The sequence below is a fragment of the Azospirillum sp. genome (assembly GCF_050789165.1).
In genome coordinates, this window is sequence record NZ_JBOZRT010000067.1 from 38194 (window position 1) to 52476 (window position 14283).

18 protein-coding genes are annotated in these 14283 nt (G+C 70.0%); 8 read left to right on the plus strand and 10 right to left on the minus strand.

Features of this window, described 5'->3' with window-relative positions:
• Positions 1-71 precede the first annotated feature (71 nt).
• On the plus strand, positions 72-1148 hold the full coding sequence (locus tag ACRWK7_RS15820) for a Do family serine endopeptidase (RefSeq protein WP_431857226.1): 1077 nt from the start codon (positions 72-74) through the stop codon (positions 1146-1148).
• A gap of 24 nt (positions 1149-1172) precedes the next feature.
• Positions 1173-1862, plus strand: coding sequence for a hypothetical protein (locus ACRWK7_RS15825; RefSeq protein ID WP_431857227.1), 690 nt, complete (start codon positions 1173-1175; stop codon positions 1860-1862).
• 247 nt (positions 1863-2109) lie between these two features.
• On the opposite strand, the gene ACRWK7_RS15830 is transcribed toward ACRWK7_RS15825, so the two are convergent.
• Entirely contained in the window at positions 2110-2334 is a 225-nt protein-coding gene (locus ACRWK7_RS15830; protein WP_431857228.1) for a hypothetical protein, read from the minus strand.
• Between the two features lie 122 nt (positions 2335-2456).
• Entirely contained in the window at positions 2457-2678 is a 222-nt protein-coding gene (locus ACRWK7_RS15835; protein WP_431857229.1) for a hypothetical protein, read from the minus strand.
• Between the two features lie 258 nt (positions 2679-2936).
• Here ACRWK7_RS15835 and ACRWK7_RS15840 point away from each other — a divergent pair, with 258 nt between their 5' ends.
• Complete coding sequence (locus tag ACRWK7_RS15840) at positions 2937-3260, plus strand: hypothetical protein (protein WP_431857230.1); 324 nt, start codon at positions 2937-2939, stop codon at positions 3258-3260.
• 7 nt (positions 3261-3267) lie between these two features.
• Here the strand turns inward: ACRWK7_RS15840 and ACRWK7_RS15845 are convergent, their stop codons facing one another.
• The 3 genes from ACRWK7_RS15845 to ACRWK7_RS15855 all read right to left on the minus strand — a co-directional run bounded on the left by ACRWK7_RS15845 (position 3268) and on the right by ACRWK7_RS15855 (position 5938).
• A complete protein-coding gene (locus ACRWK7_RS15845) occupies positions 3268-4056 on the minus strand; it encodes an ABC transporter ATP-binding protein (protein WP_431857231.1) in 789 nt (262 codons plus the stop codon).
• Positions 4057-4064: 8 nt separating this feature from the next.
• A complete protein-coding gene (locus tag ACRWK7_RS15850) occupies positions 4065-4856 on the minus strand; it encodes an ABC transporter permease (RefSeq protein ID WP_431857232.1) in 792 nt (263 codons plus the stop codon).
• Positions 4857-4981: 125 nt separating this feature from the next.
• Complete coding sequence (locus tag ACRWK7_RS15855) at positions 4982-5938, minus strand: ABC transporter substrate-binding protein (RefSeq protein ID WP_431857233.1); 957 nt, start codon at positions 5936-5938, stop codon at positions 4982-4984.
• A gap of 228 nt (positions 5939-6166) precedes the next feature.
• Between ACRWK7_RS15855 and ACRWK7_RS15860 the strand changes: the two genes are divergently transcribed.
• Complete coding sequence (locus ACRWK7_RS15860) at positions 6167-6376, plus strand: hypothetical protein (RefSeq protein WP_431857234.1); 210 nt, start codon at positions 6167-6169, stop codon at positions 6374-6376.
• Between the two features lie 66 nt (positions 6377-6442).
• Here ACRWK7_RS15860 and ACRWK7_RS15865 read toward each other — a convergent pair whose 3' ends face one another.
• The 3 genes from ACRWK7_RS15865 to ACRWK7_RS15875 all read right to left on the minus strand — a co-directional run bounded on the left by ACRWK7_RS15865 (position 6443) and on the right by ACRWK7_RS15875 (position 7953).
• Entirely contained in the window at positions 6443-7144 is a 702-nt protein-coding gene (locus ACRWK7_RS15865) for a cold-shock protein (RefSeq protein ID WP_431857235.1), read from the minus strand.
• Positions 7145-7216: 72 nt separating this feature from the next.
• A complete protein-coding gene (locus tag ACRWK7_RS15870; protein ID WP_431857236.1) occupies positions 7217-7414 on the minus strand; it encodes a hypothetical protein in 198 nt (65 codons plus the stop codon).
• Complete coding sequence (locus tag ACRWK7_RS15875) at positions 7414-7953, minus strand: hypothetical protein (RefSeq protein WP_431857237.1); 540 nt, start codon at positions 7951-7953, stop codon at positions 7414-7416. Before ACRWK7_RS15875 ends, ACRWK7_RS15870 begins: the two co-directional genes overlap by 1 nt.
• Before the next feature lie 124 nt (positions 7954-8077).
• Between ACRWK7_RS15875 and ACRWK7_RS15880 the strand changes: the two genes are divergently transcribed.
• The 4 genes from ACRWK7_RS15880 to ACRWK7_RS15895 all read left to right on the plus strand — a co-directional run bounded on the left by ACRWK7_RS15880 (position 8078) and on the right by ACRWK7_RS15895 (position 11900).
• The gene (locus tag ACRWK7_RS15880; protein ID WP_431857239.1) at positions 8078-10147 is read left to right on the plus strand and encodes a carbon starvation CstA family protein; all 2070 of its coding nucleotides are present in this window, start codon (positions 8078-8080) and stop codon (positions 10145-10147) included.
• A gap of 5 nt (positions 10148-10152) precedes the next feature.
• Positions 10153-10353, plus strand: coding sequence for a YbdD/YjiX family protein (locus ACRWK7_RS15885; RefSeq protein ID WP_431857240.1), 201 nt, complete (start codon positions 10153-10155; stop codon positions 10351-10353).
• A 64-nt stretch (positions 10354-10417) separates the two neighbouring features.
• Entirely contained in the window at positions 10418-11182 is a 765-nt protein-coding gene (locus ACRWK7_RS15890; protein WP_431857241.1) for a nucleotidyltransferase family protein, read from the plus strand.
• The gene (locus ACRWK7_RS15895) at positions 11175-11900 is read left to right on the plus strand and encodes a metallophosphoesterase family protein (protein ID WP_431857242.1); all 726 of its coding nucleotides are present in this window, start codon (positions 11175-11177) and stop codon (positions 11898-11900) included. Before ACRWK7_RS15890 ends, ACRWK7_RS15895 begins: the two co-directional genes overlap by 8 nt.
• A 172-nt stretch (positions 11901-12072) precedes the next feature.
• Here ACRWK7_RS15895 and ACRWK7_RS15900 read toward each other — a convergent pair whose 3' ends face one another.
• Positions 12073-13323, minus strand: coding sequence for a PAS domain-containing sensor histidine kinase (locus tag ACRWK7_RS15900; RefSeq protein WP_431857243.1), 1251 nt, complete (start codon positions 13321-13323; stop codon positions 12073-12075).
• 106 nt (positions 13324-13429) lie between these two features.
• Positions 13430-14119: an ABC transporter permease gene (locus ACRWK7_RS15905; protein WP_431857244.1), complete on the minus strand. Its 690-nt coding sequence runs from the start codon at positions 14117-14119 to the stop codon at positions 13430-13432.
• Between the last annotated feature and the right edge of the window lie 164 nt (positions 14120-14283).

Below are 14283 nucleotides of genomic sequence, written 5' to 3' on the forward strand. Positions count from 1 at the left end.
CGCAAGCGCGGGCTTGAACGTCTGCGCCGATTGGCCCAAATGTGCGGCGCCGGTTGCTGATGGAGTATTCCATGAAAAGAACGATTGCGGGAGTTGTGGCGGTGCTGGGCCTGCTGGCGGCGGGACCGGCCGCGATGCCGGCGACGGCGGCGCTGCCGGCGACGGCGAACGGAACCACCACCATCGCGCCGATGCTGGATCAGGTGACCCCGGCGGTGGTGAACATCGCGGTGCTGTCGCGCGCCCCGCAGGCGGCGGACAACCCGCTGCTGCGCGACCCGTTCTTCCGCCGCTTCTTCGGCGACATCCCGCAGGCGCAGGCGAAGCCGCAGGTCAGCGCCGGGTCGGGCGTCATCGTCGATGCGGCGCGCGGCTACGTCATCACCAACCACCACGTCATCGCCAACGCGCAGGAGATCGCGGTGACGCTGAAGGACCGCCGCCGCCTGCGCGCCAAGCTGATCGGCAGCGACGAGGCGACCGACGTGGCGCTGCTGCAGATCCCGGCGGAGCGGCTGACCGCCCTGCCCATGGGCGATTCGGACCGGCTGCGCGTCGGCGACTTCGTGGTCGCCATCGGCAACCCGTTCGGGCTGGGGCAAACGGTGACCTCGGGCATCGTCTCGGCGCTGGGGCGCAGCGGGCTGAAGGTCGAGGGCTACGAGGACTTCATCCAGACCGACGCCTCGATCAACCCCGGCAACTCCGGCGGCGCGCTGGTCAACTTCAACGGCGAGCTGATCGGCATGAACACCGCGATCATCGGCCCGGCCGGCGGCAGCGTCGGCATCGGCTTCGCGGTGCCCACCGGCATCATCCGCGCGGTGATCGAGCAGCTGACCGAGCACGGCGCGGTGCGCCGCGGCCGCCTGGGCGTCGCCATCCAGGACCTGACGCCGGACCTCGCCGACTCGCTGAACGTCAGCGGCGACCAGGGCGCGGTGATCGCCAAGGTCGAGGCGGGCTCCCCGGCCGATCGCGCCGGGATCAAGACCGGCGACGTGGTGGTGGCGGTGGACGGCAGGCCGATCCACTCCGGCACCGACCTGCGCAACCGGATCGGGCTTGTCCGCACGGGTACGCCGGTGCAGATCACTTTGCTGCGGGCCGGTCAGGAGCGTAGCATCACGGTCCGCACCGCGAAGTAGCCGCCCCACCGCTTGCCGAGGCCCATGCCGCCGCGCCCGCCCCCCGCCCCGCCGACCACGCCCGCCGCCCGCCAGCGCGAGGTCGCCCGCATGCTGGTGCGCCTGGACGACCACCTGAAGAAGGCGTCCGAGCTGTCGTCCATCGCGCGAGAGCGGGTGAGCGTCGGCGGCCTCGCGCGCTACCGCCGCTTCACCAAGCGGGTGCGCGACTTCTTCGCGCTCGCCGCGCTGGTGGAGGAGCGCATCGACCTGCTGCCGGAGGAGCTGGGTGCGGCGCAGATGGCGACCGCGCTCGACCGCATGCACGCGCGCATGGTGCTGCTGTTCATCGAGGGCAGCGCCGTCTTCTTCGGCGCTTTCGCCAAGGTGGAGGAGCTGCCGATCGGCACGCACGAGATGTGCGGGCTGGAGCTGCGCGGCCTGCTGGCGATCCGCGGCTTCCTCGACGACCCACGCTACGACGGCGAGCGCGGACAGGCGCTGCGCGTCAAGGCCGACCGCATCGCCGAGCTGATGCGCATGGTGATGGACCGCGTGCCGCCGCTGCCCGATTTCGGCGACCTGCCGAGCATCAGCCCGAAGGGCGGCTACAGCAAGCCGATCAAGCCGTCGAAGCGCCCGGCCGCCCCGCCGCCCCCGCCGCCACCACGGGTCGAACGCCCGCCGCAGCCGCCCGAGGTGCGCGAGCTGTCGCTGGACGATTTCAAGGATTGAAGGCCTCTTTGGAGGCCGGGTAGCTCCATACCGTCATGGCCGGGCTTGACCCCACGGGCGCAAAGTTAGCGTCCTGGACATCGCTCCAGACATTTTTTGGCCGTGATTGGTCGCCGAAACCGGCCGCCAACCGCTAAACTTAGCGCCTATGGGGCTTGACCCGGCCATCCACGTCGGTACGGAAACGTTCCGGTATGGCCGTGGATGCCCGGGTCTGGGACCCGGGCATGACGACGAAAGGAGCGCGTTAGCGGCGATGGCTGTCGCCGGTCAGCGCGCCCACCGCGGCGCCGCCGGCACCGCCGATCAGGCCCCCCACCAGGAGGCTGCCGCCGGTCGCCCCGGCGATCACCGCGCCGCCGGCGGCTCCCAATCCGGCGCCGGTCAGCGCGCGGTTCTCGCGGTTCGACAGGTTCGAGCAGCCGGACACCAGAACGCCGCCCACCATCAGCACGAAAATCGTCTTCAGCATGATCCTACCCAAAAATGAGGCGTCGCCGGCTTGCGCCTGCAACGCCCCATTGTTTGGTGATTCCGGGTTCAATCGGCTGTGACGATTTCGGGGTAAGCGAAAGCGCAGCCGCACGCCTATGGCTATTTGCCCTTCTTGTTGAGCTGCGGGTCCTCGCCCTTGGAGTGGCGCTTGCCCTCCTCCTCGGCGCGGCGCAGTTCCTTGCCCTCCGGGCCGTCCACGGCGTCGCGGGCGCGCTGGGCGTCGCCCTGCACGTCGTGATGCTGCACGTGGTCCTGCACGCCCTGGCGGTACTGGCGGTCGGCGGTGCGGTTGCCTTCGCCCTCGTTGCGGTTCTCGGCCATCGGGTCCCTCCTGGTTCGTGGCTTCACCGCCGTAAACCCAAAGGCCGCGCCGAAGTTTCATCCCGCCGCAATGCTTCGGATAAATATAAAATTATATTTGAGTTCAGCGCGCTTTCTCTTCAATTCCTTGGCGAAAATGCGTGCGAATGCTGCCCGAGCGCGCACATTCCCCTTTACAGACGGTCCACCCCAGGGTAGTTAAGTGTCGTAACAAACAGCCCGCGATACGACGGGCGACGACCTTGGGAAATGGAGACCATGCCCTACACGTCCTACACCCCGTTCGCCGAGCCCGCGGCCGACCGCCGGCACCGCCGTCCGCTCCAGGCCGTTCCCGGCCACCCCGACATTCCCGTGTACGGCCGCCGCGACGGCAGCGCGCACGCCGCCGGCCGCGAGTGCGTCATGGGACGGGTGCTGCGCATGGACGCGACCGGGCTGTGGGTGGTGCGCCTGGGCGGCGAGCTGGCGGAGATCGCCGGCCGCACCTACTGGGAGACGCTGGGCGACCTGCAGGCCGCCGCCAAGCGCGCCGGCCTGCCTCTGTCCGACCTGACCATCCACACCGGGCGAAACGCCTGATCCGGCGTCACGCCTCCATCTGGAGCGTCTTGATGGTCTCGACGCGGATCTCCTCGGTCAGCCGCTCCTTGTAGGCGGCGAACTCCGGCGCGGTCTTGACCTTGTAGGAGCGGGGGTGCGGCAGCTCGATGGGGATGTCGCACTTGATGCGGCCGGGGCGGGCCGACATCACCACCACCCGGCTCGCCATGAAGATCGCCTCGTCGATGTCGTGGGTGACGAACAGCACCGTCTTGCGGTGCTCCTCCCAGATCCCCAGCAGCAGTTCCTGCATCACCTCGCGCGTCTGGTGGTCGAGCGCGCCGAACGGCTCGTCCAGCAGCAGGATCTTCGGGTCGTTGGCCAGCGCGCGCGCCAGCGCGGTGCGCTGCTGCATGCCGCCCGACAGCTGGGCGGGGTGGTGGTTCTCGAAGCCCTTCAGGCCGACCTGGGCGATGAAGCGGTCGGCGATCGCCAACTGCTCGGGCCTCGGCACGCCGCGCTCGCGCAGGCCGAAGCAGACGTTGTCGCGCACCGTCAGCCAGGGGAACAGCGTGTAGGACTGGAACACCATGCCGCGGTCCGGCCCCGGCGCGGTCACCGGCTGGCCGTCCAGCAGGACCGCGCCGCCGCTCGGCGTCTCCAGCCCCGCCACCACGCGCAGCAGCGTCGACTTCCCGCAGCCCGACGGGCCGAGGATGGTGATGAAGTCGTTGTCCTGCACCTCCAGGCTGGTCGGCTCCAGCGCCCGCGTCGCCGACGCGCCGCGGCGGCCGGGGAAGGTCTTCTCGACGTCTTGGATGGAAAGCTTGCTCATCGTCCCACCTATCGCCCTCTGGCCCACGGGAAGAGGCGGGCATGCGCCGCCTGGAAGAGGACGTCGGTGACCAGCCCGATCAGGCCGATCACGAAGATGCCGAAGATCATCTGCCCGGTGTCGAGGAAGCGCTGGGCGTCGATGATCATGTGGCCGATGCCGCGGCTGGCCCCGACCAGCTCGGCGACGATCACGTAGGTCCACGCCCAGCCGAGCACGAGGCGCAGCGCCTCGAAGATCTGCGGGCTGGCCGCCGGCAGCAGCACCCGCAGCACCACGCCGCGGCGGGACGCGCCCAGCGTGTACGCGGCCTCCACGAGGTCGAGGCGGGTCGAGCCGACGATCACAGACACCATGATGACCAGCTGGAAGACCGAGCCGATGAAGATCACCAGGATCTTCTGCAGCTCGCCCACCCCCGCCCACAGGATCAGCAGCGGGATGAAGGCCGAGGCCGGCAGGTAGCGGGCGAAGGAGACGAAGCCCTCGAAGAACGCCTCCATCGGCTTGAACGCCCCCATCAGGATGCCGAGCGGCACCGCGAGCAGCGCCGCCAGCGTGAACCCGGCGAGCACGCGCCAGATGGTGACGGCGACGTCCTGGGCGAACCCGAACTCGGTGAACAGCGCCCAGCCGGCGACCAGCGAATCGCCGGGCGAGGCCAGGAACAGCGGCTTGACGAAACCGCCGTAGGTGGCGATCCCCCAGCCGGCGAAGAACAGCACGAAGCACAGCGCGCCAAGCACCGTGCGCAGGCCGGGTGCCACCGGCTTCAGCGGGGCGAAGAGGCTGGGGGGCATGGGACTCCTGGGGTGGAGTGTCCGCACTGGGCCCCACCCAACCCTCCCCCACTTCGCGGGGGAGGGCTCAGTTCCTCCCCCATCGAAGATGGGGGGAGGTTGGGAGGGGGGCCCGACGCGAAGACCTACTTCACGAACTCGGCGTTCACCATCGCGTCCAGGCTCGGCGGCGCCTTGCGGATCAGCTTGGCCTCGAGCATGACGTCCTGCACCTCCTTGGCGAAGGCCGGCATGGTCTTGATCAGGTACTCCTGGTTCCCGGCCTTGTCGTACCAGCGCACGAACTTCGCCGACGCCGCGAACTGCTCGGGCGTCTGGTTGACGTCCTTGCCCATGATCTCGAAGGCCTTCTTCTCGTCGGCCTTGATGGCGGCGAGCGCCTCGAACCAGCTCTTGACCACGGCGGCGACGGTCTTCGGGTTCTTCTTGATGAAGTCCGGCTGGAAGGCCAGCGTGTCGATGATGACGCCCGGCGTCTGGTCGGAGGTGACGATGATGTTGGCGTTCGCCTCGCGCACCTTGGACAGGTAGGGCTCGTAGGTCACGGCGGCGTCGAACTGGCCGGCGACGAAGGCGTTGGCGGCGTCGGAGGGCTGCAGGTTCGAGGTCTGCACGTCGTTGATCGACAGGCCGTTCTTCTTCAGCACGTAGGCCAGCCAGAACTGCGGCACGCCGCCGTACTGCACCGCCACCTGCTTGCCCTTGAGGTCGGCGATCTTGGCGATGGGCGGGCGCACCGCGATGCCGTCGCCGCCGTGCGAGCTGTCGAGCACCAGCACCTGCGTCACGTCCACCCCGGCGGAGGCGTAGAGGATGTGGGTGTCCACCGTGGTGGCGATGGCCTGCACCTCGCCGGCCGCCATCGCCTGGTGGCGGTTGGAGGTGGGCATCTTCTTGATCTCGACCTCGACGCCGTTCTTCTTGAAGATGCCGGTCTCCTTCGCCAGCGTGATCGGCGCGAAGCCGGTCCAGCCGCTCATGGCGATGGTGATCTTCGACACCTCCTGCGCGCCCGCCCCCGACACGCCCAGGCCGATCACCGCCGCGGCCACCGCGCCGGCGGCCCACAGTCTCCTGCTCATCGCGCTCACCCCTCGGTTCGTTCTTGTCCGGACGGCCCGATGCGGCAACACGCCGCAACCCGGCCCGCGCGACCCATTTTGATCGCTTTCCCCGCGGCTTGGAAGAGCGCTAGGCACGGGGCGGCCGGGGGTATGCCGACTCGCAGCGAAAGTTATGTTGCGGGCCGGTGCGATTGATCCCTAGATTATGTGACCGGCGAACTACATCTAGTGTCGAGGACGCCTTCCATGGGCTTGGGAATGCAGGACATCGACCGGCAGCGGACGCTGGAATACTTCGAGCGCCTCGGCAAGGAGCGGGTGCGGCTGTACACGGCTGTCGACTGCGAGCGCTTCCTGGGCGGCTGGCAGGTGCGCGAACTGGCCGAGGAATGGCTGAACGCCAAGGACGCGGAGGAACGCTCCGCGCCCTTCTGGCGGCGATTCATGCGGCGCTGAAGCTTCTTTGCCCCCTCCCCCGCTTCGCTGGAGAGGGGGAGGGTTAGGGAGGGGGCAACGGCCCCCTCAGATTTCCGAAACGCTGACGGCCTCCGGGCCCTTCTCGCCTTGGCGGAAGGTCAGGCGCACGCGCTGGTTCTCGTTCAGACCGGACAGGCCTGAGCGCTCCAGCGCCTTGACGTGCACGAAGACGTCGCGCCCGCCGCCGTCCGGCGCGATGAAGCCGAAGCCCTTGGTGCCGTTGAACCACTTCACCGTGCCTTCGGCCTCGGTGGTCGGCCCGTCGGCGGCCGGGCGGCGCGGCCCCGCCGGGCGCGGCCCACGGTCACCACCGCGGTCGGCGAAACGGTCGCCGCCACGATCGCCGCCACGATCGCCGAAGCGATCACCGCCGCGGTCGCCGAAGCGCGGGGCGCCCCGATCATGGCCGCGCTCGCCGCCCCGATCACCGAATCGGGCCGGTCCGCGCTCCGGCCGCGGCGGGCGCGACGGCTTGGCGGTGGAGGTGTCGACGGCGTGCAGCGCGCTCACCTGATGGCCCTTGCGGCCCTCGATGATGTCGACGACCACGCTGGTGCCGTCGGGCAGCGCCTCGTAGCCGGCGGACTGCACCAGCGCGTTGGGGATCAGGGCGTCGGCCGAGCCGTCCTTGGGCTGCACGAAGCCGAAGCCGCGGACCGGGTCGAACCACTTGACGGTGGCCTCCACCCGCTCGCCCAGAACGGTGGGCTGGCGGAAGACGTGGCGGGGCGGTTCATCTCTGCGCATGATCTCAAGCCGTGCTCGAACAGGGGAAAGAGCCCCCTTGTAGCACGGATCGCCGCGCCGCGCCGCACACGCTTACGGCGATCCCGACAACCGGTCGGGCGCGGAAGGCGGCTCGGTCGGCGGCACCGGGATCGGCGCCGGCGGCTCCTCGATGGGCGGGCGCGCCGGATCGTCCTCGGGGAGGTCGGGCGGCACCGGCACGGGCGAGCCGGGGACCGGCGGCGTCGGGTACGGGCTCATCCGCATCGGCCGGCGCATCGGCCGGCGCATCAGCCGCCACCGCCGCTGCCGCGGCCCTCGGTCAGCGCCTGCGCCTTGGACAGGCTGTCCATGCACTGCCGTTCGTCGCCGCGCTCGGCGGCGGCGCGGGCGGCGGTGACCAGCGCCTCCATCTGGGCGCGCTGCGCCGCACGGTCCGGCGAGGCGCCGGTCGGCGACTCGGCCGAGGAGCCGGAGCCCGTGCCGGGGGCCGGCGCGACGCGCGGCGCGGTCGGCATGTTGCCGGTCTGCGGCGGGTCGATCACCGCCTGGTCGCCGATCGCCGGCGGCTTCAGCACGCCGCCCGACTGGCCGAGCTTGTCCGACATCGACGGTCCGGGGGGGCCGCTGCCGTCCGACGTCCCGGCGGTGCCCGGCCGGGTGTCGCCCAGCGCCGGCGGCGCGGCGGTCGGCGGCGTGGTGGCGGTCAGGTTCTCGGCGGCGGCGAAGCGGTCCACCATGGCGCGGCAGGTCTGCTGCGCCAGCGCGGGCGGCGCCAGCAGCGCCACCACCGCCGCGCCCATCAGCGCGTTGCGAATGGTCCTGGTCATCCTCGGAACTCCCCTTCACGGCCGCAATGACGGGGAAACGGCGGCGCGGTGGTGGGGGTTCCCGTGCCATTTTGCGCGAATCCCCTGTTGAGGGCGCAGAACTACCCTGGGGGGAGACGTCGCCATGTCCCGAGTCATGACCGGGTTCGGCGCGCTGGTGCTGACGACGCTCGTGGTGGCGGCGTTCGGCTATGTGGCGCTGAGCCGCGGCGAAACCATCAGCGCGCTCTGGCTGGTGGTCACCGCCCTGTGCGTCTACGCCATCGCCTACCGCTTCTACAGCCTGTACATCGCGCAGACCGTGCTGCAGCTCGACGCAAGCCGGGCGACGCCGGCGGTGCGCTACAACGACGGGCTGGACTACGTGCCGACCGACAAGTACGTGCTGTTCGGCCACCATTTCGCCGCCATCGCCGGCGCCGGGCCGCTGGTCGGGCCCGTGCTGGCGGCGCAGATGGGCTATCTGCCCGGCACCATCTGGATCCTGGTCGGCGTGGTGATCGCCGGCGCGGTGCAGGACATGATCGTGCTGTTCGCCTCCACGCGGCGCGACGGCCGCACGCTGGGCGACATGGTGCGCTCCGAGATGGGGCCGGTGGCCGGCGTCATCGCGCTGATCGGCGTCATGCTGATCATGATCATCCTGATCGCCGTGCTGGCGCTGGTGGTGGTCAAGGCCCTGGTCGGCAGCCCCTGGGGCACCTTCACGGTGTTCGCCACCATCCCCATCGCCATCCTGATGGGCATTTACACCCGCTTCCTGCGGCCCGGCCGCATCGGCGAGATGTCGGTGATCGGCTTCGTGCTGCTGATGGGCGCGATCTTCTTCGGCCAGACCGTGGCCGAGAGCGCGAGCCTGGGGCCGGCCTTCACCTTCAACGGCACGCAACTCGCCCTGATGATCATCGGCTACGGCTTCGTGGCGTCGGTGCTGCCGGTGTGGCTGCTGCTGGCGCCGCGCGACTACCTGTCCACCTTTCTGAAGGTCGGCACCATCATCGCGCTGGCCATCGGCATCCTGTTCGTCATGCCCGAGCTGCGCATGCCGGCGGTGACGCGGTTCATCGACGGGTCGGGGCCGGTGTTCTCCGGCTCGCTGTTCCCGTTCCTGTTCATCACCATCGCCTGCGGCTCGGTGTCGGGCTTCCACGCGCTGATCTCGTCGGGCACGACCCCGAAGATGGTGGAGAACGAGACGCAGATCCGCTTCATCGGCTACGGCGGCATGCTGACCGAGTCGTTCGTGGCGATCATGGCGCTGATCGCCGCCTGCGTGCTCGACCCGGCGGTGTACTTCGCCATGAACAGCCCGGCCGGCCTGATCGGCACCGACGCCGCCAAGGCGGCCGAGGTGATCTCGTCCTGGGGCTTCACCATCACGCCCGACGCGCTGACGGCCATCGCCAGGGACGTCGGCGAGTCCACCATCCTCAGCCGCGCCGGCGGCGCGCCGACGCTGGCGGTGGGCATGGCGCACATCCTGTCGAACGCCATCGGCGGACAGGCGCTGATGGCCTTCTGGTACCACTTCGCCATCCTGTTCGAGGCGCTGTTCATTCTGACCACCGTGGACGCCGGTACCCGCGTGCTGCGCTTCATGATCCAGGACCTCACCGGCATGGCGGTGCCGTTCATGCGGCAGACCCACTCCTGGGCGGCCAACCTGATCGCCACCTCGCTGGCGGTGGGGTCGTGGGGCTATTTCCTGTACCAGGGCGTGGTCGATCCGCTGGGCGGCATCAACACGCTGTGGCCGCTGTTCGGCATCTCCAACCAGATGCTGGCGGCCATCGCGCTGATCCTGTGCACGGTGGTGCTGTTCAAGATGAAGCGGCAGCAGCACGCCTGGGTGACGCTGCTGCCGACCGCGTGGCTGCTCGCCTGCACGCTGACCGCCGGCTGGCAGAAGCTGTTCCACCCCGACATCAAGATCGGCTTCCTGTCGCACGCCCAGCGCTTCTCCGAGGCCGCGGCCGGCGGGCAGATCCTGGCGCCCGCCAAGACCATGGAGGAGATGCACCGCGTCATCGTCAACGACTACGTCGATGCGACGCTGACCGGGCTGTTCATCCTGGTCGTGCTGGCGATGATCGTCTACGGCGTGATCTGGATCCGCCGGGCGCTGGCCGACCCGAACGTCACCGTGCGCGAGGTCGCCGGCACCGGCGCCGGCCGGCCGCTGGCGGCGGAGTGACGGCCATGCAGCAAGCCTACGACCTGCTTCTGAAGATGCAGCGCACGGCCCGCCTGATGGTGGGCGTGCCCGACTACGACGCCTACGTGGCGCACCGCCGGACCACCCACCCGGACGAGCCGGTGATGACCTACGAGGAGTTCTTCCGCGACAGCCAGGACCGCCGTTACGGCGGGAAGAACGGCGGAGCCATCCGCTGCTGCTGAGCGTTGATACCGGGCGCACGTCACGCGCCGTGCGCCCGGTTCCCTCCGACCCACGATGAGGATCATGCCCAAAGCCAAGACGTCGACCGCGATCTCCGCGTCGGCAGAGGCCGAGGCGTTCTACGCCGAGAGCCTGAAGCTGCTGAAGGAGTCCGGTGTTCCGTTCCTGCTGGGCGGCACCTACGCGGTGTGCGCCTACACCGGGCTCAGCCGGCCGACCAAGGACATCGACGTGTTCTGCAAGGCCGGCGACTTCCCGCGCATCCTCGCCTTCTTCCAGGACCGCGGCTACGCCACCGAGATCGAGGACGAGCGCTGGATCGGCAAGGTCCTGCACGGCGAGCTGTTCTTCGACGTGATCTTCAATTCGGCCGCCGCCATCAACCCGGTCACCGACGCGTGGTTCGGCGAGCGGCACGCGGCGAAGATCCTGGGCTCCGACGTGCAGCTGATCCCGCCGACGGAGCTGGTGTTCTCCAAGGCGTTCGTGCAGATGCGCCACAAGTACGACGGGCCGGACGTGGCGCACCTGATCCTGCGCCGGCGCGGCGACATCGACTGGAAGCGGCTGCTGGCGCACATGGAGCAGTACTGGGAGGTGCTGCTGATGCACGTCCTGAACTTCCGCTTCATCTACCCGACCGAGCGCGAGGCGATTCCCGACTGGCTGCTGGACGAGCTGCTGACCCGCCTGCACGAGCGCGCCAAGCTGCCGGTGCCGCAGACGCGCATCTGCCGCGGGCGGCTGTACTCGCGCGAGGATTACCTGATCGACGTCACAGACTGGGGCTTCGCCGACGTGGTCGGCGAGGAAGCGAAGCATGGCTGAAGGCAAGATCACCGTAGCGGCCATCGGCGACATCCATGTCGGCGAGACCGCGGTCCACCCCTACCGCGACCTGTTCCTGCGCATCGCCGAGGAGGCCGACGTGCTGGCGCTGTGCGGCGACCTGACCAACCACGGCAAGGTTCACGAGGCGGAGATCCTCGCCGAGGATTTGCGCGGCCTGAGCATCCCGGTGCTGGCGGTGCTGGGCAACCACGACCACGAGTGCGGCGCGGTGGAGGAGGTGCGCCACGTGCTCTGCCAGGCCGGGGTGAAGTTCCTCGACGACGGCACGGTGTACGAGATCAAGGGCGTGGGCTTCGCCGGAGTGAAGGGCTTCGCCGGCGGGTTCGAGCGCATGATGCTCGATGCCTTCGGCGAGCCGGCGATCAAGGCCTTCGTGCACGAATCGGTCAACGAAGCCATGCGCCTGGAAAGCGCGCTGCGCCAGCTGGAGACCGAGCGCACGGTGGTGGTGCTGCACTACGCCCCCATCGCCGAGACGGTGGAGGGCGAGCCGAAGGAGATCCTGCCCTTCCTCGGCTCCTCGCGGCTGGCGGAGACCATCGACCGCTACCACGATCGCGTGAAGGCGGTGGTGCACGGCCACGCGCACCATGGGCGCTTCAAGGGGGCGACGCCCCGGGGAACGCCGGTCTACAACTGCGCCCAGACCATCCCGAAGGACGGCGAACGGCTCTACGCGCTGATCGAGGTGTGAGTTCGGGCGCTGGGCCCCCCTCCTAACCTCCCCCCACTCCGCGGGGGGAGGAATTAAAGCCCTCCCCCGCTCTCAGCGGATCCGCAGGATCCGCTTGCCGCGTCAGGCGGATCGAAGATCCGCCGAGAGCGAAGTGGGGGAGGGTTGGGTGGGGGCCCAACGCAGCCACCTCTCAGCCCACCACCGCCCCTTCCCTGCCGAGCACCCGCCCCGGCGGCAGCAGCAGCGTCGCCACCGTCCCGCGACCCGGCGTGGACTCCAGCTCGATCCGGCCGTCGTGCCGCTCGATCAGCGCCTTGGTCAGCGGCAGCCCCAGCCCGGTTCCCTCGTGTCCACGCGACAGCCGGCCGTCGGCCTGCACGAAGGGGGAGAACACCCGCTCCAGCACCTCCGGCGCGATGCCCCCGCCGGTGTCCGCGACCGCGATCGCCAGCCCGCCTTCCGCCGTCGCCGCCGCGCGCACGGTGACGCTCCCGCCGGCCGGCGTGAACTTCACCGCGTTGGACAGCAGGTTGTCCAGCATCTGCTTCAGCAGCCGCTCGTCGGCCAGCACCGCCGGGGTGGCGTCGTCCACCTCCTCCACCAGGGCCACGCCGGCCCGGTCGGCGCGGTCGCGCATCAGGCGCACGCAGGCGGTCACCAGCGCCCCCGGCGCCACCGGACGCTCGGACAATGTCATCGCGCCGGTCTCGACCTTGGCGATGTCGAGGATGTCGTTGATCACCGCCAGCAGGTGGGTGGCGCCCTCGTGGATGTCCTCGGCGTAGCTGGCGTAGTGCGGGTCGCCCAGCGGCCCCATCGCCTGGTCCCGGATGATCTCCGAGAAGCCGATGATGGCGTTGAGCGGTGTGCGCAGCTCGTGGCTCATGGTGGCGACGAACTGCGACTTGGCGCGGCTGGCCACCTCGGCGGCCTCCTTGGCGGCGCGCAGGCTGTTCTCCAGCTCCTTGCGCAGCGTGATGTCGCGCACCACCGCGCTGTACAGCGGCGCGCCCGCGCAGGCGATCCGGCTGGCGCGCACCTCCACCGGCACGGTCGCCCCGTCGCGCACCGCCAGCAGGTCGCAGCCCTGCCCGCCGGCCCCGGTCAGCCGCTCCAGCGTCAGCTCCCCGCCGTCCGCCGCGCGCAGCAGCGCACCCAGCGGCTGGCCGAGCGTCGCCTCCTCCGGCCGGCCGAACAGGCGCTCGGCGGCGGGGTTGACGTCGGCGACGCGGCCGGCGGCGTCGAACAGCACGATGGCGTCGGCAGCTCCCTCCAGCACCGCCGCCAAGCGGTTACGCACCAGCGCGGCGCGGCGCTGCTCGTCCCGCCACGCGGCGGCGATGCGCCACGCCAGCGCGCCGACCAGCCCGCCGGCCACCAGCAGCGCCGGCAGCAGCCAGCCCGTCACGCTCTCCGCCACTGACTCGACCCCGGTCGTCATGGACGCGCCACCGCCCCGCTGCCCTCGGATCGGGCAGGATGACGGCTTTGCGGTGCACAAACGATTAACGACCGTAAGACAGTGAACAATCCCCGGCGCGCAACCCTCAGACGCGCGCCCGGGCGTAGGGGGTCAGCCGCCGCTCGGTCGCGCGCACCGCCCAGGCGAGCGCGAAGTTCAGCACCAGATAGATGACGCCGGCGACGATGAAGATCTCGAACACCGCGAAGGTCTGCGCGATGATCCGGCGCGCGATGCCCGTCACCTCCAGGAGCGTGATGGTGCTGGCCAGCGAGCTGGCCTTGATCATCAGGATCACCTCGTTGCCGTAGGCCGGCAGCGCCTGACGCACCGCGATCGGCACGACGATGCGGCGGAACAGCAGGAAGCGGCCCATGCCGCAGGCCTTGGCCGCCTCGACCTGCCCGTGCGGCACCGCCTGGATGGCGCCGCGGATGATCTCGCTGCCGTAGGCGGCGGTGTTCAGCGTCATCGCCAGGATGGCGCACCAGTAGGGCTCGCGCAGGACCGGCCACAGCACGCTCTCGCGCACGCCGCCGAACTGCCCCAGGCCGTAGTAGATCAGGAAGATCTGCACCAGCAGCGGCGTGCCGCGGAACACGAACACGTAGGACCGCGCGATCCAGTCCGCCACCGGGTTGCCGGACAGCCGCATCAGCGCCATCCCGGTCGCCAGGGCCACGCCCGCCAGCTCGGCGAACAGCACCAGCTGCACCGTGACCGGCACCCCGGCGGCGAGGCGCGGCAGCGCGTCCCACATCAGCGTCCAGTTCATCCCTAGGCCCTCCGCACGCCGCGCATGGTGTGACGCTCGGCGCGGTCGAAGGCCGCCGTCGAGACGGTGGTCAGCACGAGGTAGATCACCGCCGCCGCGGTGTAGAACATGAAGGGCTGCCGGGTCGAGCCGGCGCCCAGGTGGGCGACGCGCATCACCTCGGC